Source organism: Pseudoalteromonas luteoviolacea (assembly GCF_001696455.1).
GTDB lineage: Bacteria > Pseudomonadota > Gammaproteobacteria > Enterobacterales > Alteromonadaceae > Pseudoalteromonas > Pseudoalteromonas luteoviolacea_C.
The window spans coordinates 138,758-160,391 of the sequence record NZ_MAUJ01000007.1 but is presented as its reverse complement, the minus strand read 5'-3'; the positions used below and the strand labels follow the sequence as shown (position 1 = coordinate 160,391).

The 21,634-nt window shown below is 42.8% G+C and carries 19 protein-coding genes; 11 read left to right on the top strand and 8 right to left on the bottom strand.

The window, feature by feature from the left end:
* Window positions 1-144 precede the first annotated feature (144 nt).
* The 3 genes from A7985_RS18805 (at window position 145) to A7985_RS18795 (ending at window position 3,450) form a co-directional block, all read left to right on the top strand.
* Window positions 145-1,080 (top strand): NADP-dependent oxidoreductase, encoded by a 936-nt coding sequence (locus A7985_RS18805; RefSeq protein WP_065791940.1) that lies wholly within the window; start codon window positions 145-147, stop codon window positions 1,078-1,080.
* A 67-nt stretch (window positions 1,081-1,147) separates the two neighbouring features.
* Window positions 1,148-2,725: a glutamate--cysteine ligase gene (gshA, locus tag A7985_RS18800; RefSeq protein WP_065791939.1), complete on the top strand. Its 1,578-nt coding sequence runs from the start codon at window positions 1,148-1,150 to the stop codon at window positions 2,723-2,725.
* 116 nt (window positions 2,726-2,841) lie between these two features.
* Entirely contained in the window at window positions 2,842-3,450 is a 609-nt protein-coding gene (locus A7985_RS18795) for a transglycosylase SLT domain-containing protein (RefSeq protein ID WP_065792113.1), read from the top strand.
* An 81-nt stretch (window positions 3,451-3,531) separates the two neighbouring features.
* On the opposite strand, the gene A7985_RS18790 is transcribed toward A7985_RS18795, so the two are convergent.
* Window positions 3,532-4,809: an HlyC/CorC family transporter gene (locus tag A7985_RS18790; protein WP_081310630.1), complete on the bottom strand. Its 1,278-nt coding sequence runs from the start codon at window positions 4,807-4,809 to the stop codon at window positions 3,532-3,534.
* Window positions 4,810-4,892: 83 nt separating this feature from the next.
* A complete protein-coding gene (locus A7985_RS18785; protein ID WP_065791937.1) occupies window positions 4,893-5,696 on the bottom strand; it encodes a cytochrome C assembly family protein in 804 nt (267 codons plus the stop codon).
* A 164-nt stretch (window positions 5,697-5,860) separates the two neighbouring features.
* Here A7985_RS18785 and ffh point away from each other — a divergent pair, with 164 nt between their 5' ends.
* The gene (gene ffh / locus A7985_RS18780) at window positions 5,861-7,240 is read left to right on the top strand and encodes a signal recognition particle protein (RefSeq protein WP_065791936.1); all 1,380 of its coding nucleotides are present in this window, start codon (window positions 5,861-5,863) and stop codon (window positions 7,238-7,240) included.
* 79 nt (window positions 7,241-7,319) lie between these two features.
* Here ffh and A7985_RS18775 read toward each other — a convergent pair whose 3' ends face one another.
* The 4 genes from A7985_RS18775 to A7985_RS18760 are packed head-to-tail and all read right to left on the bottom strand — an operon-like array spanning window position 7,320 to window position 10,710.
* A complete protein-coding gene (locus A7985_RS18775) occupies window positions 7,320-8,063 on the bottom strand; it encodes a HugZ family pyridoxamine 5'-phosphate oxidase (RefSeq protein WP_065791935.1) in 744 nt (247 codons plus the stop codon).
* A complete protein-coding gene (locus tag A7985_RS18770; protein WP_065791934.1) occupies window positions 8,056-8,853 on the bottom strand; it encodes a heme ABC transporter ATP-binding protein in 798 nt (265 codons plus the stop codon). Before A7985_RS18770 ends, A7985_RS18775 begins: the two co-directional genes overlap by 8 nt.
* A complete protein-coding gene (locus tag A7985_RS18765) occupies window positions 8,846-9,895 on the bottom strand; it encodes a FecCD family ABC transporter permease (RefSeq protein ID WP_065791933.1) in 1,050 nt (349 codons plus the stop codon). The genes A7985_RS18770 and A7985_RS18765 overlap by 8 nt, the downstream gene beginning before the upstream one ends.
* On the bottom strand, window positions 9,892-10,710 hold the full coding sequence (locus A7985_RS18760; RefSeq protein ID WP_065791932.1) for a heme/hemin ABC transporter substrate-binding protein: 819 nt from the start codon (window positions 10,708-10,710) through the stop codon (window positions 9,892-9,894). The genes A7985_RS18765 and A7985_RS18760 overlap by 4 nt, the downstream gene beginning before the upstream one ends.
* A 240-nt stretch (window positions 10,711-10,950) precedes the next feature.
* Between A7985_RS18760 and A7985_RS18755 the strand changes: the two genes are divergently transcribed.
* From A7985_RS18755 to tyrA, 6 genes are all read left to right on the top strand, one after another.
* Window positions 10,951-13,044: a TonB-dependent hemoglobin/transferrin/lactoferrin family receptor gene (locus A7985_RS18755; RefSeq protein WP_065791931.1), complete on the top strand. Its 2,094-nt coding sequence runs from the start codon at window positions 10,951-10,953 to the stop codon at window positions 13,042-13,044.
* A gap of 276 nt (window positions 13,045-13,320) precedes the next feature.
* Window positions 13,321-13,569, top strand: coding sequence for a 30S ribosomal protein S16 (gene rpsP / locus A7985_RS18750; protein WP_023398624.1), 249 nt, complete (start codon window positions 13,321-13,323; stop codon window positions 13,567-13,569).
* Window positions 13,570-13,586: 17 nt separating this feature from the next.
* Entirely contained in the window at window positions 13,587-14,120 is a 534-nt protein-coding gene (rimM, locus tag A7985_RS18745; protein WP_065791930.1) for a ribosome maturation factor RimM, read from the top strand.
* On the top strand, window positions 14,120-14,884 hold the full coding sequence (trmD, locus tag A7985_RS18740) for a tRNA (guanosine(37)-N1)-methyltransferase TrmD (protein ID WP_065791929.1): 765 nt from the start codon (window positions 14,120-14,122) through the stop codon (window positions 14,882-14,884). Before rimM ends, trmD begins: the two co-directional genes overlap by 1 nt.
* A gap of 33 nt (window positions 14,885-14,917) precedes the next feature.
* Window positions 14,918-15,277 carry a 50S ribosomal protein L19 gene (rplS, locus tag A7985_RS18735; RefSeq protein WP_065791928.1) on the top strand — a complete coding sequence of 120 codons (360 nt, stop codon included), beginning with the start codon at window positions 14,918-14,920 and terminating at the stop codon, window positions 15,275-15,277.
* A 270-nt stretch (window positions 15,278-15,547) separates the two neighbouring features.
* Entirely contained in the window at window positions 15,548-16,681 is a 1,134-nt protein-coding gene (gene tyrA / locus A7985_RS18730; protein WP_065792111.1) for a bifunctional chorismate mutase/prephenate dehydrogenase, read from the top strand.
* Between the two features lie 102 nt (window positions 16,682-16,783).
* On the opposite strand, the gene A7985_RS18725 is transcribed toward tyrA, so the two are convergent.
* Window positions 16,784-17,938 (bottom strand): chorismate mutase, encoded by a 1,155-nt coding sequence (locus A7985_RS18725; RefSeq protein WP_065791927.1) that lies wholly within the window; start codon window positions 17,936-17,938, stop codon window positions 16,784-16,786.
* A 310-nt stretch (window positions 17,939-18,248) separates the two neighbouring features.
* On the opposite strand from A7985_RS18725, the gene A7985_RS18720 reads away from it, so the two are divergent.
* On the top strand, window positions 18,249-21,233 hold the full coding sequence (locus A7985_RS18720; RefSeq protein WP_065791926.1) for an EAL domain-containing protein: 2,985 nt from the start codon (window positions 18,249-18,251) through the stop codon (window positions 21,231-21,233).
* Here A7985_RS18720 and A7985_RS18715 read toward each other — a convergent pair.
* The gene (locus tag A7985_RS18715; protein WP_065791925.1) at window positions 21,230-21,559 is read right to left on the bottom strand and encodes a translation initiation factor SUI1; all 330 of its coding nucleotides are present in this window, start codon (window positions 21,557-21,559) and stop codon (window positions 21,230-21,232) included. The two genes, A7985_RS18720 and A7985_RS18715, sit on opposite strands and share 4 nt — an antisense overlap.
* Between the last annotated feature and the right edge of the window lie 75 nt (window positions 21,560-21,634).

The following is a 21,634-nucleotide window of genomic DNA, read 5'->3' as shown; positions in this document are numbered from 1 at the left end:
ATTGTCAGTGTCTGCCTTGAAATCGACTTTCAGATACTGAAATATTATCTTACGAATCACCTTGAGAATACGATGAAGTTATTGGGGGGATCTCGTTTTATATGGTAGATTTAATAGCTATTTAGTCCATCTTGATGACACTTCATGAATAATCAATATAAGCAAATAGGCATAACCGAGTTTGGTACTTCTGAACAGCTGTGTGTCAGAGAGGCAGTAAAGCCTATGTTGGATACAAAGCAGGTTTGGGTACGTGTACTTGCTTCATCAGTGAATCCTATAGACATTAAAACGCGCAGTGGGCTTGGGTATGTGGCTCAAGCTAAATCTGAAGGGGCATTTTTACCGCTTGGCTACGACTTATTAGGGGTTGTTGAACAAGTAGGGGATAAAGTCGCAGGCATACAGCCAGGCGATACAGTTCTTGGTATGGTTGGCTTTCCAACAAACCCAGGATGCTATGCATCACACGTAGTTGCAGATATCGAACAGATTATTTCCATCGACGAGAAAGTTTCCCTTGAAATAGCAGGTCTAAGTTTAGCGGGATTAACTGCTGTTCAAGCGTTATCTAAGCTGTCGCCAAGTAATGGTACGTTATATATAAATGCACCAACAGGTGGAGTTGGGCACCTCGCTGTTCAAACGGCAATGAATGCAGGGTTTGATGTTGTTGCAGTGACGACACGCAGCGATTTGATTGAGTCGATGGAATTTAAAGTACCCAACGTACATTACGAAGACTTTTTTGCTCACAGAAGAACTGGGCAGTTACTAGACCTAGTTGGTGGTGACATTGCAAAGCAGATGTTGAGCAATATGGCGTCTGGTACTCACTTTGTAACAGTGCCAACTGTGACAAAGGATGATGTAATTACGCATGGTCAAACGTTAAATATGCACGGAGAAGGTGTACTGGTTATGCCCAACCGCGAGCAATTAAACGCTTTATATCAAGCTGTCAGAGCCGATCAGCTAAAAGTGCTCGTGAGTAAAAAGTATACGTTAGATGAAGTAAGTCAGGCGCATTCATTCGTGGAGCAAGGCCAACACTTTGGTAAAGTTATAATTGTGGCTTGAGTATTTTTAATATGCCCCCATTGATGATGGCATAACTTAAGCTTGATCCGAGCCTCGAGGTATTTTTTTGAAACAAACTAATTTAGCAAGCAAGCTAGAAAAGCTTGCCACATCCACGCTTGTATCCTCTTTAACTGGAATACAGCGGGGTATAGAACGAGAAGCACTGCGGATCCAGCCATCTGGCAAGATTGCCAAAACACCTCATCCTGAAGGTGTAGGTCACCCGTTAACACATAGTTCAATTACAACTGACTTTTCAGAATCTTTGCTTGAGTTTATTACTCCGGTTAGCACTTCAGCAGAGCAGACTTTGTCGCAGTTAAGAGATTTGCAAAAGTACACATTAGCCAATATGGGCGACGAAATGCTATGGCCAATGAGTATGCCGTGCTTTATTGAAGACCAGCAAGACATCGTATTAGCACAATTTGGTAACTCTAATATCGGTAAAATGAAAACCCTATATCGTGAGGGGTTAAAAAACCGTTATGGCAGCATGATGCAGGCAATTGCGGGTGTGCATTTTAATATTTCGTTTCCAGAAAGTTTTTGGCTAGCGCTGCAAGAAAGCGAGCAGGACAACAGCGAATTACAGAATTTTATTTCTAATAAATATTTAGGGCTTATCCGTAATTTCAAGCGTGAGTTGTGGCTCATTAGTTATTTGTTTGGTGCTTCACCTGCGTTGTGTAGTTCATTTTTGCAGGGTAAGGAAAGTAATTTACCTTTTGAAAAGCAGGGCAAAGGTACCTTGTATCTGCCCCATGGTACGGCGCTTCGTTTAGGTGACTTAGGTTATACCAACAGTGAGCAGTCATCACTAAAAGTCATGTACAACAGCTTGACAGAGTATGTAGCAGGTTTACAAAGAGCGATACGTTGTCGTTCAGATCTTTATGAAAACATTGACGATTTCCATGCTGAAACGCCCAAGCAATTAAATAAAAACATCCTTCAAATTGAAAACGAGTTCTATTCGCCAATTAGACCTAAACGCAATGCGAAAAAACATGAAACTCCAACTCAGGCTCTATCTCGTGGTGGAATTGAATACATTGAAATCCGCGCGTTGGATGTCAACCCGTTCTCTGATACAGGTATCAGCATAGAGCAGATTAGATTTTTGGATGTATTTTTAACTTATTGTTTGCTAAAAGATGCGCCTGAAATGAGCTGGGAAGAGCAGCAAATATCAGATCAGAACCTGCAAAGCGTCATCAGCACTGGCCGTGATACCAGCACTTTGCTTAAGCAAGGAGAGGAGCAGGTAACGATTGCCCAATGGGGTAATGAGATATTTACCGAGCTCAAAGAAATTGCTGAGCTATTTGATGCAGCACATGGCAACTCTGATTACTCAGATACAGTGCACCACCTCGCTACCTGGATAGAAAACCCGGACAACACTTTTTCTGGCCAGCTCATTTCATCGCTTTTAGCAAATGGCGGTGATGCATCAGAGCAAGCGCTTGATATTGCAACGCGTTACAAAAATGAGCACCTAAAAACAGATTTTCAGTATTATTGTGAAGCCGATTTAGACAAGCAAGCAAGTCAGTCTTTTGAAGATGAAAAAGCTGTAGCTGCAAACGATGCTTTGTCATTTAAAGCATTTTTAAAAGACTATTTCGAAAAGGCATAAAAAAACGCAGCCAATTTGGCTGCGTAAAAAATATCAGGGATGAAACAATGCTAAACTGCTGCATTCAAGTATTATGACCTCAGCAAATTGGAAAAGTTCAGGTGAGTTCAAAAAAAATGCGAAAAAAAATAATATTTTTACCTCTACTTCTTGCAATGGCCGGTTGTGCCACCGCACCACCCAAGCAACCTAATGATATTTGTAAGATTTTTGAAGAAAAAGAAGATTGGTATTACGACGCGCGCGATGCACAAGAAAAGTGGGGGTCGCCAAAGCATGTCTTAATGAGCATGATGTATCAAGAGAGCTCATTTAGACATGATGCAGCCCCGCCAATGGAATACTTTTTAGGTTTTATTCCGGTAGGCCGAGCGAGTTCTGCTTATGGTTACTCTCAGGCTAAGACGATGACTTGGAGTGATTATATCCGCGAAACGGGCAATTCGGGTGCAGACAGAGATGACTTTGAAGATGCTATCGACTTTATGGGCTGGTTTGTTTATAAGACACATAAAGTGAACGGTGTATCAAAATGGGATGCATACGCACAGTACCTGAACTACCACGAAGGGTGGGGAGGGTATCGCCGTGGTACTTATAAAAAGAAAAAGTGGCTGATGAAGGTAGCCAACAAAGTAAAACACCGTGCGTCTCGATATGGCGCACAGCTTAAACGGTGTGAAGATGACTTGGATAAAAACTGGTTTGAGCGTTTATTTTCATAAAGGCCAGTAATCGGGGTTAAGAGCTCGAAGCTTTATAGAATGATGCAAAAAAGGCCAGTGATGTGACACTGGCCTTTTTCATTAGACAGGCGACTTTGTGGGTTGAAGAGGGAATACTTTAACCACTTTAATCATATTCTCTTTTACTTCTAAAACTTCCATCGGATAGTTGGCAATTTTTAGGCTAAGTTGAGATTCCGGAATATCTTCAAGATACTCAACAATAAGCCCACTTAAGGTTTTTGGTCCTTCGGTGGGTAGCTCCCAACCCATTTCTTTATTTAAGTCACGAATGTTGGCACCGCCATCAACAAGTACGGAACCATCGCTTTGTACAGTGACTTCGTCGCTAGGCGTTGGTGTTTGGGTCGTCGTAAAGTCACCGACAACTTCTTCTAAAATGTCTTCCAGCGTAACGAGCCCTTGAATATCACCATACTCGTCAACAACAAGCCCTATGCGCTCTTTGTTTTGTTGAAACTTAAGTAATTGTGTGTTGAGAGATGTCCCTTCTGGAATGAAGTAAATTTCACGTACTGCACGCAGCAAAGAAGGTTTGTCAAACTGTTCTTTAGTAAGTAGGCGCAGTGCATCTCGAGAGTGAATAAAGCCAACAGCATCATCGATTTGATCTCGGTATAAGAGCACCCGAGTGTGTTGAGCATTGGTCAATCTACGTGTAATGTCCTTCCAATCGTCATTTATGTCGATGGCATTGATCTCACTACGGGGGATCATGATGTCTTCAACGGTCACTTGTTCAAGGTCCAAAATTGATGTCAGCATGCTACCGTGATTAGTTGGCAGCATGGCACTTGACTCATTCACAACTGTTTTTAACTCTTCTTTACTTAGGCTATGCTCTTCAATTTGTTCAGGAGAGACTCCGAAGAGTTTTAGCATGCCATTGGTGATCCAGTTTACTGTCACAACGACTGGGAAGAGGACTTTAAGTAACACTTTTAAAATAACAGAGCTTGGGAATGCCACTTTTTCAGGATATAAAGCCGCGAGTGTTTTCGGGGTGACTTCAGCAAAAATCAAAATTACCAATGTAAGCGCAAACGTTGCGACCACAATACCTGCGTCGCCGAGTAAGCGCATACCAATCACTGTTGCTACGGCTGACGCTGCAATGTTAACAAGGTTATTACCTATAAGGATAAGTCCGATCAAACGATCCGGTCTTTTGAGCAGTTTGTCTACACGCTTAGCTGATTTATTATTTTCTTTAACTAAGTGTCTAAGTCTGTAGCGATTAATTGACATGATACCGGTCTCTGAACTTGAGAAGTAACCGGAAATCAGTATCAGTACGCCTAGTATAATGAACAGGGCGCTAGTGGATATGTCGTCCAACAGAGGATCCTTTTTTTACTTTCGAAAGGCTATTAAGCGTCAGCATAGAATAAGAGTCAAGCTCCATGCTCACTTTTCTTATTCTAAAATTTATCTAAGATGACTTCCTGTATAAATCTGCTTCCAAAATAGGCCAAAGTAACGATTCCAGAAGCCCCAAGTACAGCAAACACGACGGGTTTGCCACGCCAACCAAACTGATGGTGGCCAATGGTCACTGCAGTAAATATGCACCAACTAATTAGCGACAGAACGGTCTTATGTATAGAGGCTTTATCAAACATGCCATCCAAAAATGCAAAACCGGCGATAAGTGCAAGGGTTAAAAGGGCAGTTCCGACTGTAAGTAGTTGGTATAGTTGTGACTCTACCTGCATAAGAGGGGGGAGGTGGCTATTCATGATGGCGAGATCTTTGTTTTTGAGTCGTTTATCAATAAAGAAAAACTGTACCGCGTACAGGGTGGCGATGATCAAAATACAATATGCCAACAAGGATAAGGAAATGTGTGTGACGAGTCCTAAATCTACGTTAATGTCATCCATAATAATGTGGTGTGGTATAAATAAACTTGCCACGAGCAAAATGGCAGCAAAACCATAAACCACCGGCAGCAACAGGGTTGCAGGAAATTTAAGCGATACAGTTGTGACTGAAACCACGATTATCCAACAAGTAAGCAGAGCAATGTTAATCGTGCTTAAGTCCTGACCATGCTGTGTAAACACAGAATTCACAAGTACTAGCATGTGGCTCAAAATGGCAACAGTACTTAAAATGACAGTTAATTTTTGGCTCGGCCCCTCTTTGTGGAACAGGCGTGAAAGCACGTGCCCCGTCGCCAGTGTGTAAAACAGGCTCGCCAACAATGACAAAATAATGATCATGAACTTTATGTCTACTTTACGTGGTCCTTTAATAGGCTATTGTATTTTAAGCCTCGTCGCTTGCATAGACTTTGTAAAAAGAATCTTTGTATAACTTGAATACTGTATTAGTTGCGCGCATATCAGTATAATGTTGCGTAATTACGAGATAGTGGAAGCGATACATGTTTGAGAACCTCCAAGAACGCTTAGGAAAAACGCTTAAAAATATCAGCGGCAGAGGCCGTTTGACTGAAGATAATATTAAAGAAACGCTGCGTGAAGTGCGCATGGCGTTCCTTGAGGCTGACGTTGCGCTGCCTGTTGTACGTGAGTTTGTAAAGCAAGTTAAAGAACGTGCCGTAGGTGTTGAAGTAACTAAAAGCTTAAGTCCTGGTCAGGTTTTCATTAAAATTGTGCGTGAAGAACTTGAAAAGGCCATGGGTGAAGCAAATGAAGAGCTAAACCTAAATGCTCAGCCGCCTGCAGTTGTTATGATGGCCGGTTTACAAGGTGCTGGTAAAACAACGAGTGTTGGTAAACTCGCAAAATTTCTAAAAGAGAAAAAGAAAAAGTCAGTGCTTGTCGTGAGTGCCGACGTATATCGTCCTGCGGCTATCAAACAGCTTGAGACATTGGCTTCAGAAGTTGATGTTGAGTTCTTTCCGAGTGATATTTCACAAAAGCCAGTGGATATTGCCAATAATGCGGTAAGTCACGCTAAGAAAAAGTTCATCGATGTGGTGCTGGTGGATACGGCGGGTCGTTTGCATGTCGACAGTGACATGATGGATGAGATCAAAGATCTTAACGCAGCAATCAATCCTATAGAAACGTTATTCGTTGTTGACTCAATGACAGGTCAAGACGCCGCCAATACGGCTAAAGCATTTGATGAAGCGCTGCCGCTCACCGGTGTTATCCTGACTAAAACAGATGGTGATGCACGTGGTGGTGCCGCTTTATCTATTCGTCATATTACGGGTAAACCGATTAAATTTATCGGTGTTGGTGAACGTACCGACGCGTTAGAGCCTTTCCACCCAGATCGTATCGCTTCACGTATTCTTGGAATGGGTGATGTTTTATCACTGATAGAAGAAGTGGAAGCTAAAGTCGATAAAGACAAAGCGGCGAAAGTTGCAGAAAAAGTATTTAAAGGCGACGGTTTTACACTTGAAGATTTTGCTGAGCAACTTAAGCAAATGAAAAACATGGGCGGGATGATGTCTATGTTAGAAAAGTTGCCAGGTATGAACAACTTACCGGATGCAGTAAAAGGTCAAGTTAATGACAAAACCTTTAACCAGATGGAAGCCATCATTAGCTCGATGACACCAAAAGAGCGCGCAAGACCAGAAATCATTAAAGGGTCGCGTAAGAAGCGTATTGCAGCGGGTTCTGGTACTCAGGTACAAGACATCAACAAGCTACTTAAGCAGTTTACCCAAATGCAAAAAATGATGAAGAAAATGAAAGGTAAAGGCGGCATGATGAAAATGATGCGCGGTATGAAAGGCATGATGCCACCGGGTATGTTTGGCGGCGGCGGTCCTAAATTTTAATCTTTACTAGAATGAGAAAGGGAAGTGATGGCACTTCCCTTTTTTACGTTCTCGAATAAGGCTTAAATACCCTCAGTGTCTATTCTTGAGCCGTTTCAGTACTGAACTCTTTTCTTGCTAATTTAGTCAGTCTTACCAACTCCATACGAACAGCTTTACTATCCATACAGACATTCTCAAATTGGATGTAATAGTTTTTATCATTCGCTCTCAAGTAGCAGCCGTCGGGTACAATCGTGGTCATCACTACGTTATCTGACTTTATTCCATGTGCCTTTTGAAGCATCAGCTGATTGGCATCGGCATGGTCGTCATTCATGTGTTCGACCATTCTTTTCTCATCTTCGAGCGACCACTCGGGCTCTTGGGCATGCCATTCGTCTTTTTCAATCCAAAATATATGGCCGAACCCACCGATGTAACGAACACGTTTCACTTCCATCCGCCACAGCTGAAAATCATGGGCTTGACGATATGATATTGCTTCAGGGTATTGACGCTCGTAGCGTTCAAGGAGCGCTTCCGATTCTTCAGCGGGAACGGGGGCCGCATCACCTACAACGGTTACGCGGGCATGCGCATTTTGATCCCCTTCTTCGGCGGCATCAAATACGGTTGCACACATGCGGCTGTCTTCATTGAGGTTGCGAGAGTGTTGTGCAATCCCTGCAATGTAAAATATAAGTCTGCCTTGATTGTCCGTCATAAAAGGAGACACAGATCCAAAAGGATAACCATGAAGGTTTTTAGAGATTGTTGAGATCACACAGACATTTGATTGTCTAACTAAAGTGCGTGCTTCAAAAGCGGCCTGTTCACGCATTAGAGGCTCCTGTTAGCGGTTCTGAAAAAATCATAGGGATTTGAAAGCTGGGGTGCAAGTTTATTTGCATGCCAGCTCGATAGATTGGTTGTAATACATCAGGTTGAAGCACATCGTTGGGCTTACCGTCGTGATAAATATTACCATGATGCAAGAGCAAAACTCTGTCAGCATACAATGATGCCAGATTGAGGTCATGTAACACCGCAATAACGGTGTTACCTTGATCTGCAAATGCTTGCGCTTTACTTAATGTGGCATGTTGATGGTGTAAGTCGAGCGCAGATGTCGGCTCATCTAACAACATTAACTTACCTGTTGTTTGCTTTTTATGAGCGTCGAGTTGGGCAATACACCTAGCAAATTGGACACGTTGAAATTCACCGCCGGAAAGTACAGTAACATCTCTATCGGCTAAAGGTTCAAGGGACATTTGCGCAATGATCTCGTTGACCGCGTCCGCCTGATTTTGGGTGCTCTCGTGGTAAGGGTAACGACCCATCGCTATCAACTCTGCCGCGCTAAATGCAAAGTTTACTCGATTGTTTTGCAATAGCATGGCTCGTTGAGTAGCGAGAGTTTGCGAGTCAAAGCTTTGCATTGGCTTGTCGTTGAATAGCACTTTACCTGAGTATTCTAAATCGTCGCAAATTGCGCTTAACAACGTCGATTTGCCCGCACCATTCTCGCCAAGTAAAACGATAAATTCGCCTTGTTTAGCTGAGAAAGAGAGGTCATGTATTATGCGTTTATTACCGCGCGTGATGCCGATATTTTTACATTCAAGCATGAATACCTCGCTTTTGTTTTATGAGCTGATAGACGAAAAACGGTGCGCCAAACAGCGCTGTAACAATACCGATAGGCAGTTCTGATGGCGCAACAATCAATCTAGCAACCCAGTCTGCCAAAAGCATCAATAGGCAGCCCAATAGCATGCTTAACGGCAACATTTTTCTTAAATCTGGCCCAACTAGCAAACGCGCAATATGAGGAACAACTAAGCCAACAAAGCCAATCATACCAGCCATCGCAACGGCACCACCTACACCCAACGCGACTAAGAAGACGACTTCGGTTTTCAAACGTTTTACGTTCACACCTAAATGCCTTGCATCTCGCTCACCTAACATTAATGCATTAATTTGACGCCTTTTTAAGACAAGCATGGTGGTACTGACCACAATAAGCGGCGCGCCATAGATCATTGCCGACCAGCTTGCTCCGCCGAGAGAGCCCATTTGCCAGTAAGTCATCAGTCTCAATGAGCTGTCATCTGCAAAAAAGCTAAACAGGCCAATGATTGCCATTGCAATGGCATTGATTGCAACACCAGCGAGGAGCAATGTTGTGATTTGAACTTGGCCCTGATGATTAGCTAAACGGTAAATAACGCTGGTAATTGTCAATGCGCCAATGAAAGCGGCAGGTGCAACCATAGCTTCATTTATAAAGCTGACTTTAGGCGCAAGCGCGATAACCGCGATTGCAGCAACCGCAGCCCCACCGGTTACACCCATCAAGCTTGGATCTGCCAGTGGGTTCCGACAAAGCGCTTGAGTTGCGGCCCCGCTGCATGCGAGCACAGAGCCAATTAAAATGGCCAAAGTGAGTCTAGGCAGGCGGATTTGAGATACCACACTCATCTGCAACGCATTAATATCTGCTGTCATCGAATCTGGTAGTAGCCATGCAATAGGCATTTTCCAGTCCCAACCAACTGGGCCACTACTTAACGAAAGCCAGCCGAGGCTCAGTAGTAATATTATGCTCAGCCAGTACCACTTTACATGCTGCTTGGAGTTTAAAATGGGAAGTGCAATATTACTCATAGTTTTTGCTTACGATGGAATGAGTCTAATTCAGCAATGGCTTCGGGTAGACGCGTGGTCATGCCTAGCGCCATAAGTGAATCCATTACCAAAAGACGACATTCCTTCGCAGCGGGAACAAGTGCCAGAGCTGCTTGTTGACAAAATTTTTGCGGTCCACCTGCACCATATACAACGTGACTGGGCGCAATGATAAAATCAGGGTTACTAACTAATAAAGCCTCGCGATTAAATGGTTTAAAGCCATTGTGTGAAGCGAGGTTTTTAATACCCGTATAACCAAATAGAACATCAGGTACGGTTTCTTTCCCAGCTACCATGACGCCACGGTCACCTGCTGAAAGTATAAAAAGCGCATTGGTTTTTGACGGTGAAGGTCTTTTTGGTAGCTTTTGCTTCAGAGATGCTATAAGCGTTTCAGCTTGCTGTGTTCTATCTAAGTCTTTTGCGACCGCATTGATTAAGGTGTACAAGCCTTCAACAGCGTCTGGCTTATCATATTGATGTACAGTGACACCTGTGCTTTTTATTTGTGTTAATACTTCAGGTCGTCCGGCCCCTTCCAAAGTTAAAATCAAGGTTGGCTTTTGAGATAGTATCCCTTCCGCGGCTAGATCTCTGTAGTAACCTACTTTTGGTAATTTTGTTGCTTTGATTGGCCAAGTGCTTGAAGTGTCCACTGCGACAACTTGGTCACCTGCACCCAGTGCGAATACGATATCAGTAATGGTACCACCTGCGACAACAATGCGTTCGGCAGCAGCTTGAAAGCTCATCACAGTCAAAAAGATACCTATAAATATTGCGTGTTTCATTGTTTTTCTCACGTTTAATTACTTGAGTTATGGCCTACAGGTACGTTGATTGACGCACTGATGAGCCTCTTATAAATCCTTTATGAGTACATTTATCCGATGCGGCAATAATACATTTGATAGCAAATAAAATCTATATGATTATAGAAATGCAAACAATTATCATTTGAGTTGTGTGAGAAATACCTTTATAGTGCACAGCGAAATTTATTCGTTCTTCCTGTTTGAGGTTAAAAGATAATGTTTAAACAAACTACTATTTCGCTAAGTATTGCAGCAGCGTTCTTTGCTGCGCCAAGTTCAGTTGCGGAGCAATTTGAGAAAGACAGCGAGGTCATCGTAGTATCTGGGTCGCGTATTGAGCAAAAGCTTGAAGACGTTGCGGGCTCAGTAAATGTTGTCACCGAACAAGAAATTGAACGTGAGTTAGCAGTGGACTTGAATAGTGCATTTAAGTATCAAACAGGGATAACAACTACGGGCTCGACAGGAGAAGCCCAAGCGCTCAATATTCGTGGTATCGGTGGAAACCGTGTTGTATATATAAAAGATGGACGTCGTTCGAATGATGCTTATGCTTCTGGGAGTGGCAGCCTTATTGTTGGTCGAGGGTATTTAGACGTCGACAATGTGAAACAAATTGAAGTTGCCAAAGGTGCAGCTTCCTCTTTGTATGGCTCAGATGCACTGGGTGGTATTATTGTTATTACGACTAAAAACCCTTCTGATTATTTAGCAGGAGAGAATACATTTGCTCAAGTAGGGCTTGGTTTTAATGGCGTGAGTGATGAAACGAGTTTGAGTGGGACTTTTGCTGCTCAATTAAGTGACAACAATGCTTCTTCAATACAAATCACCCGTCGAGATGGTGATGAAGTTCAAAACTTCATTGAGTCGTTGGATAGCTACGAATACACTTCTAACGCGGCGATTATAAAATCCGAGTTCACGTTATCTGAGACTTCATCTTTATTAGCCACGATTGACTATTTTGAGCAGGAGTATGATCAAGTCATCACAGAAGGTACGTTTGAAACAGTCGATAATAATGAAAATGTCTCATTCTCACTTCAATTTGAAACCAGTGCCAGTACAGTACTCTATGATAACTTGAATGCGCAATTATACTTGAGTGACTTTGATCAACAGAGCGACCAGATAAGAATGGGTTTTACAGGTACGTCTGTCTCTCACAATGATTATGGTTTTGAGCAGTCAATATTTGGTACTCGCTTAGTTCTGGATAAGCAATTACAGACTGGTGATATCGCACACCAAATAGTTTATGGAATCGACTATGATAGCTACGAAACGGCAAGACCCCGTGTAAGCACTGTCAAAGACTTGCAAGGTAATATAATTAATGCTGACGTGTTTAAGCCGACATTTCCAGGTGCAGATACCACAATGTTAGGGATCTTTTTGCAGGACAATATTACTCTGGTACCTGATGTTTTGACTTTGAATGCTGGATTAAGGTTTGATAAGTACGATATGAAGGCAAAGCATGATGATTTATATCAGGGCAGTGAGTTTGGCGATTATAGCGAATCGGCGCTATCACCAAAACTGGGCCTTATCTACTCATTTAATGATAACCTTAACCTTGTTGCACAATATGCTCGCGGCTTTAAGATCCCACCCCATGACTTGGCCTACCAAAGCCATGGCGTGCCAACGCGATATCAAATTATACCTAATGCAGATTTAGAATCTGAAACCAGTGACAGCTTTGAGTTTGGTATGAAAGGTCACTTTGAGGATAAGCAGTTTTCTGCAACGTTCTTCCAGTCTGTTATAGACGACTTTATAGGCACAAATGTAGTTCGCATGGAGCCGGGACCGACTCCTACCTCTAGACCTGTGCCCATTATGCAATATCAAAATGTGGCCGAAGTGGAGTTTAAAGGATTTGAGACTAATTTAATGGTTTGGCTCAATGACAATATCTCAATCGATACTGGTTTAACTTATGTTCAAGGCAAAAATAAAGAGACTAATCAGTATGAACCATCAATCAGCCCGCTCAATGGCTTTATAAAAGCGCGTTATGAGGCCGATAATTGGTCTGTCACAGCCGCATTTAAAGCAGCCAAGCGTATGACGAAAGTACCGGATGAGAAGAGAGTAACAACTTCTGGTTGGGGTACAGTTGATGTCTTTGCTGATTATGATTTAGGTAATTGGAAACTCAATGCAGGTATTTTTAATTTGCTTGATAAGGAATACACGCCTTATGAAAGTGTTGCAGGGCTATCCAGAAGTACCACCAATTTGGCTGATTATACGCAGCCTGGACGTTATTTAGCAGCCAGCGCCAGGTTTACTTTCTAAACATAACATTCTCCCTGAAGCCACATGAGTTGTTTTTATGTGGGATTATTTGAAATGGGTGTAACCTAGTTACACCCACTTTTACTTTATTTGTAGCTCGTATTGTGCATTCAAACTTCACGGTTCGAGGTCCAAAAAGGCCGAGGTATGTCAAGATTGAGAATTAAATCTAAAACATACTTGCATTGTTGAGAAAAACTCGTACAATTCCCCAGCTTCCCGTAGTGGGAAGTTATATCTTATTAATGAAAACAGTCAATCTATGTAGAGGACGGTATGGTAACTATTCGTTTGCAACGTGGCGGCGCTAAAAAGCGTCCATTCTATCAAATCGTGGTTGCGGATAGCCGTTTCTCGCGTGACGGTCGTTTCATCGAGAAAGTAGGTTTCTTTAACCCAATCGCTTCTGGTCAGGAAGAAAAAATTCGTCTAGATCTTGCTCGTGTTGATCACTGGGTAGGTCAGGGCGCATCTCTTTCAGATCGCGTAGCTAAGTTAGTTAAAGACGCTCGTAAAGCGGCTTAATAGGCGTAAGTGTAACCATGAGTCAAGATAACACCTCGACACTTGTTGTCGGCAAATTAGGTGCCCCTTATGGTATTAAGGGTTGGCTTAAGGTGCATTCATTTACTGATGATCCCCAAGGGATCTTCGATTTCAGCCCATGGTTGATAGGGCAACAAGGTAAATGGCAAGCTCTTGAAGTGAGTGACTGGCGTCGCCACAACAAGGGTTTCATCGCTAAATTTGCGAACATTAACGACAGAGACGAAGCAATGGCTTATACCAACGCTGAAATCGCAGTTAGTAGTGAGCAGCTTCCTGAATTACCTGAAGGGGAGTTTTATTGGCGAGACTTAATTGGTATGACGGTTGTAACCAATAAAGGTTATAACTTAGGTCATGTCGATGACCTTATGGAGACTGGCTCAAATGATGTTTTGGTTGTGAAAGCAAACAAAAAAGATGCATTTGGTCAGACTGAACGCTTAATTCCATTTTTGACAGACTCTGTCATTATTGAAGTTAAGCACGATGAACGTGAAATTACGGTTGATTGGGATCCAGCATTTTAATGAGTGAACAGCAAAAACTTTGGGTCGGCGTTGTATCGTTGTTCCCTGAAATGTTTGATGCAGTTACTCAGCAAGGTGTAACTGGTCGAGCTGTGAAAAACGGTTTGATTGAGTTCAATTGTTGGAACCCAAGAGAGTATGCGACCGATAAGCATCGTACCGTGGATGACCGCCCTTATGGTGGTGGCCCAGGTATGTTGATGATGGTAGAGCCGCTTGAAAAAGCCATTCTAGATGCAAAAGCTGCAGCTGGTGATGGTGCAAAAGTAATTTACATGTCTCCACAAGGGCGCAAACTAGACCAACAAGGCGCCGCTGAATTAGCGACGTCTGAAAAGTTGATTTTAGTTGCGGGTCGATATGAAGGTATAGATGAACGGATCATCGAGTCTCACGTAGACGAAGAGTGGTCCATTGGTGATTTTATTCTCAGTGGTGGCGAACTGCCCGCCATGACACTTATTGACGCAGTCGCGCGATTGGTGCCTGGTGTGCTTGGTCACAATCAGTCTGCTGAGCAGGATTCATTTTCGGATGGCCTGTTAGATTGCCCTCACTATACTCGGCCTGAAACATTGGATGGAAAGCAGGTCCCTGCTGTATTACTCAGTGGGAACCACAAAGAAATTGCCAAATGGCGCTTAAAGCAGTCATTGGGCAGGACTTGGCTACGCCGTCCGGACTTGTTGCGTAACCTAGCTCTGACTGAGGAGCAAGCAAGGCTTCTTGCTGAATTTCAGCAAGAACATGAAGCTTGTGGCTAGAAGACAGTTACTCCTAGGAATGTGAGAAATAAAATGGCAAAAGTAAACCAAAATATTATTAAAGCGCTTGAAGAAGAGCAGCTTAAAAAAGACGTACCTGCGTTCGGCGCTGGTGACACAGTAATTGTTCAGGTACGCGTAAAAGAAGGTAACAAAGAGCGTCTACAGGCCTTTGAAGGTGTTGTAATCGCTAAGCGTAACCGTGGTCTTCATTCATCTTTCACAGTTCGTAAGATCTCGAGCGGTGAAGGTGTTGAGCGTGTGTTCCAAACACACAGCCCACTGGTTGACAGCGTTACAGTTAAGCGTCGTGGTGCGGTTCGTCGTGCTAAGCTTTACTACTTGCGCGAGCGTTCTGGTAAATCTGCACGTATTAAAGAGAAACTTAACTAATACGCGCATACTACCTATGCTTAACAAACAGGCCGCTTTTGCGGCCTGTTTGGTTTCCAAATATAGTAATCAAAACCTCCCCCTAATGTTTTACTTGGCCCTAGACTTTTAGGTCTCAGCACTTTTCTCCTACTATTTTTCCTCACTATGAAGATCATTGCCTACAATTGTCTTAACAACGAAAAAAGGTACTTTCTTAATATCAAGCGTCCTGTTAGACTGGGTGTAATTATTTATTTACTAGTGTAAATTAAGGTTTACGGTATGGGGATGAGAGAAGACTTAAGCTTGGATGAGCTGCGTGAACATATTGATACGTGTGACAGTGAGCTAGTTAGCTTACTCGCTAAAAGGCGTATGCTCACCGAGCAAGTCGGTAAGATAAAACAACAAAATGGGGCTCCTTTGCATGCACCTGAACGCGAGGCTGCGTTAATTTCAGCAAGACGGGCTCAGGCGGAAGAAAAGGGCGTTAACCCTGAGCTTGTCGAAGATATATTGCGCAGGATGATGCGCGAGGCATACGAAAATCAGCAAAGTGAGCTCGCCTGTGCAGCACCTGAACTCTCACCCATTGTGATTGTGGGTGGCGAAGGGGCAATGGGGCAGTTGTTTGCAAAACAGTTCAAACGTTCCGGTTATGAAGTGAAAGTCCTCGATAAGGCACAGCAAGATCAGGCGGGCGAAATTCTACAAGACGCGAAGCTGGTATTAGTCAGTGTGCCCATTAACACGCTGGAGGACGTCGTAGCAAGTTTACCAAAGCTGAATCCAGAGTGTATTTTGGCTGATATAACATCAGTAAAACAAAAACCCCTAAGTTGTTTGCTTGAGCACCACCAAGGGCCCGTTGTTGGGTTACACCCAATGTTTGGCCCTGACATATCCCATTGGGTGAAGCAAACCGTCGTCGCTTGTGAAGGGCGCCAACCAGAAAAATATCAAGGGCTGTTGGAGCAGCTGAAGATATGGGGATGTTATATCGCGCCAATGGAAGCAAAAAAACATGACCAAGCAATGCAAATTATTCAGGTTATGAGACATTTAACCACATTTGTATATGGGCAGTTTTTAGCTCGTCAATGTCACACTTTGGAGGAGCTAAGAGGGTGTTCCTCTCCGATTTATCAGTTGGAGTTGATGATGGTTGGACGGCTGTTTGCGCAATCGCCAGAATTGTATGCTGATATCATGTTGGCACAGTTTGAAGATGTGGAAGGGCTATTGGCAAGTTACCAAGACACTTTTGCTCAAACCTTAATAAACCTTAAAAACCAAGATAAAGCAGAGCTTATTCGAGGGTTCGATATGGCTAAAACCTATTTCTCAGACAGTGCCCACTCGTTTTTGGCACAAAGTAGAGGGATCTTGAATAAAGCCAATGATGCCAAAGTATTGGGCTAATTATCGAATTGAGTGTAACAATGGCACTGATATTGTCGAATAAATGCTCCGCTTGTCGGAGCGTTTTTTTGCCCCAGCATTTTCTGGGGCTATGAGTGGTGCTTAAATTGGGTCAACGGCTTTTAGGGATTCGCTTTGATAGCAGCCTAAAATCCTGACTGTTTGCGTATGTTCCTTCAGTGACTCAAGCGCTTGTTGGACATGCTCTTCTGCAATGTTTGCATGCAAATCTACATAGAACACTTCTTCCCAAGGGTTGCCTGGAACTGGGCGTGACTCCAGTTTAGTCATATTGATACTGTGCTCTTTAAATACCATTAGGGCGTCGGCTAATGAGCCCACATGCTGCTTAGTTGCCATGATTAAGCTTGTCTTAGTGGGGATTTGAGTTGAAACCTGTAGAGGTTTTCGAGCAACAACGATAAAGCGGCTATGGTTTTCTGCTTGATTTGCTAATTCATCTTTAATTACTTCTAGGCCTTGGCTCTTACCTGCTTGCGCAGAGCCAATCGCAGCGCTTTGTGCCGTTTCTGCCGCCATCTTGATGGCGCTAGATGTCGAATCGCAAGTTTCTTGAATCACATCAGCAAGGCTTTGAATGAAACGACTGCACTGTGCAAATGGTTGTGGGTGAGCATAGATTTTTTTGACGTCTTTTAATTCAATACCCGGCTGAGCCAGCAAGCAGTGCTCTACACTGTGCGTCACTTCGCCGACGATTGAAACCTGTGCATGTTGCATCAAATCAAAAACCTCATTGATACTACCGGAACTGGTGTTTTCTATTGGTAGTATACCGAAGTCAGCTTTGCCCTGCTCAACACTGGTCGTAATCTCATCAAAGGATTGACAGCCTAACTCGACAAGTTTGCCAGGACGGCGACTGAAATATTTATGGCAGGCCAATTGGCTGTATGAACCTTGCCCTCCTAAATATGCAACTCGATGGGTGTCGTTAACAGTGTCAGGGTTTAAGCTCTTTTGTAGCATGGCTTGTTGATTTAAAACTGAATCTTCCAAAATGACTTGAAAGACATTGTTTATATAAAAAGGGTCTAACCCTAAAGACTTGCCATAGTTGATAAGTTTTTCTAACAGGGCGAGTTCGCGCTCTTCATCCCTGATAGGTTTGTTGTTATTTATTTTATATTCTAAAACGCCATGGCTGATGCGCCTGCGTTTAGCTAATAATATTAACAGCTCAGAGTCAATCTCATTAATCTCTGTCCTCAATGCATCTAAAGTATCTTGCGTCATGGTCCTCACTCCCATTTTGCCAAAAAAAAAGCCTCCCGAGTTTGGGAGGCTTAGCTATTCGTTGTTACGCGCAAACAGATAAGCCTCTTCATCTAAAGAAGCTAAAAAAGAAAAAATAAGGGCGCGTAATGAAATTCATATTTTATTTAAGTTCAAATTCGTAACGTTAGGGTTATTATTAACACATAACATTGTAGGAATACAATAAGGTATTTTAATTTATGCTTTAATTGGATTGGCTACGAATTACGTGATCTGATATATTCAAAGCACTTTATTAAAAAAAACATAACAAGGTTAAGGTTTTATCGTGGGCAATCGCCGTCCTCCTTCACGTTTTGGTGCCAATTCACTGAGCGTGAAATTGTCAATTTTGATTTCAGCTGTCTGTGTCATTGCGGGAGTTTTTGCTGCTGCTCTGATGCTTAAGTCGGAAGAGAAACACCTAGTTGAGGCGGAGTTTAAGCAGTTGCGCAGCATCAGTGAACAAGCCATTCAACAGTTTTCCCAGTATCTAGAGTTGAAAAAAAATCTAGCACAACAAACCAATGTGGTGGTTTCGAAGCGATTGTTACCAATTGCCGATAATAGTGACATTAGTGATAGTGACCTTGCATTAACGCCAACCGCTGGCCGTACACATAGCGTTGCACTCAATGGGATGTCAGCTGCTTACATGTTAAAAGAAGAGCTATCTGCGACGGATAGGGAGCTGTTTAAAAGCTCAGAATCTCTTTGGAATATTTTGTCTCCCATATTGTTACAAGATTTTTTTAATTTTTATCTCTATACCACTGAAGACTTTGTGCGTATCGCTCCTCCTAATTCAGTGCTGTTGGAAGATGAAAAAAGCCGCCATGCTAACATGCATGCTCAGCCACTATTGCGCGAAGAGTTAAACCCAACCAGAGAAGCAATTTGGTCTGATGTCCATCACGATCCGGTCTGGAACAAATGGGTGGTAAGCATTTTAGTGCCGCTGTATGAAGGCGACTTGTATCGTGGTTTTACTGGTAGTGATATAGAGCTCGAAACTTTATTGGCAAGATTGCCAAAGCCGAATGCGGAGCAAAGCTATATTATTTTTGATAAGCAAGGACGAGTGCTGTCTGCACCTAGCTTGCTTAAAACGACATTGAGCGCGGAGCTGCTTAATAAAGACGCGTTACCAAAGTCCATTCAGCAGGTCATAGATACTGCCATTAAAGTGAACCTACCTAGTTTTCAAGATGAGTTTATCCATGCTGAAACCAGTCATATTGCCAATGTAATGCACTTGGGGGCATTAGATTGGTATGTTGGGATTTACAAACGCAGAGATACAGCACTGCATGCTCTCGAAGAGTTAAAGGTTAAGTTTTTCGGGCTATTTATATTGTATGCCGCATTTGTCGCGATGCTATTGCATCAGGTACTTTACCACCTTATTTTGAAGCGCATTAATCAGCTGGTAAAAGTGCTGATTAGTTTTGGTCGTGGTCAATGGGATCACCCTAAATTGTCAGACAGCGACGATGAAATCGGATTACTAAATGCCTCATTCAATGACATGAGCGATGATATTAAAAAATTAGTAAATGGTCTTAATCAGCGCATCAACGAAAAAGAAATCGCGGAAAAAGCAGCTAACCGTTTGTCTAAGGCTGTTGCATTTTCAGGTACAGGTGTGGTCATAACCAACGAAAGATTTAAAATAGAATACGTTAACCCCAAAATGGTTGAGATGACCGGTTTCTCGGAGTCTCACTTCTTGGACTCTCCATTGCTGAGCATCATCTCTAATGAAATGGCCATTCTAATTGACGACATTGATTTTGATTTGAGAAGTCGCAATTATTGGCGCGGTGATACATTGCTACAAAGTAGTAGTAACGAGCAAATTTGGGTCAGCTTGAGTATTTCTCCAATTAGAGAAAACGGCGGTCGTATTTCTAGTTATGTAGCATCAGCCCAAGATATTTCATTCGTAAAAGAAAGCCAAAGGAAAATGGAAGAGTTGGCCTATTTTGACACCTTAACGGGCTTGGCTAATCGTACTTTTTTCCGTATGCAATTGCGCAAATCGATGGCCTTGGCATCGCGAGGTCATTATGCATTTGCATTGTTCTACTTTGACCTTGATGAGTTTAAGCGTATTAATGATACCCTTGGCCATGATGCAGGAGATCGTCTACTCGTTGAAGTTGCAGACAGGTTAAAACAAAGATTGAGGGCGGAAGATACCATCGCCCGATTGGGTGGTGACGAGTTTGCCGTATTGTTAAGTGGTATCAGTAAACGTGATAACGCCATGGATGTCGCCCATACAATTCAGAAAACGCTTAGTGAACCCATCTCGTTAGGAAATAACGAGGTGATTGTCAGTGCCAGTATTGGTATTACGCTTGCGCCGTATGATAGTCAAGAAGAAGAGCAGTTGCTTAAGCATGCAGACTTGGCAATGTATGAAGCGAAGGCAAAAGGCCGCAACACATTCCATTTCTATTCTCAAGAGCTCAATGCAGCCGCTAACGAGCGTCTACATATAGAAAACGAATTGCGACAAGCTATCAAGAGTCAGCAATTTTCGCTTCAGTATCAGCCTCAAATTGACAGTAAAACAAATAAAATTGTCGGCTACGAAGCGCTGATCAGGTGGTTTCACCCCACTGAGGGGCCGATACCGCCAACCAAGTTTATTCCCATTGCTGAGACAACAGGCTTGATTGTCGAAATTGGTACTTGGGTTTTACAAGAAGCTTGTCGGTTTTCGGCTTTATTGAGGTCTAAAGGGTATACGGCGGACATCTCAATAAACTTATCAGCACGGCAATTTAAAGACACTCAACTGATAGAGACCATTTCAGAAACGTTAGATGAAGTGGGATTACCGCCGGCGTTCTTACATTTGGAATTAACCGAGAGTATGCTCATGGGAGATGTTGAGGCCGCCATTGAGCAATTAAAAGAGATGAAAAAGCTGGGCGTTTCATTATCAATCGATGATTTTGGTACCGGTTACTCGTCACTCAGCTACCTCAAACGATTCCCTGTCGATGTGCTTAAAGTCGACCGTTCGTTTGTCAAAGACATACCTGAAGATACAAATGATATGGAAATTACCGCAGCGATTATCGCAATGGCGCAAAAGCTGAGTATGAAAGTGATTGCCGAAGGGGTAGAAACTGCTGAGCAAGTAGCATTTTTACAGAGAAATAATTGCCATATTGTACAAGGGTACTATTACAGCGCCCCACTAACAGAGCAAGATGTATTTGGACAAGCGCAGGAAATCATGAAAGCTGCAGGGAATTAGCCCCCTGCAATTTTTACCTTAAAGCCTTGAGCAACGAGCAAACCCTTGAGTTTTTCGCGGTCGTCACCTTGAATTTCAATAACGCCTTCTTTGACGGCTCCACCTTGTCCCATCTTACTTTTTAATAGCTTGGCTAGCTTTTTTAAATCGTGTTCGTCAGGGTTTATCCCTACGACGAGCATTACCCCTTTTCCCTTTCTACCTTTTGTTTGACGTTCGATTCGAATATGTCCGTCTTTGAAAAGTTTTACTTCAGGTTGTTGTGGCTCTTCATCGGCTTTGATCCTGCCAAACTCGGTAGAAAAGACTAAACGAGAATCTGACATTGTTTACTCCAAACTTATTTTATTAGCTCGATAGTAGCAAAAAGTGATTTACCAAGTTATATTTTTTTGGCGAAT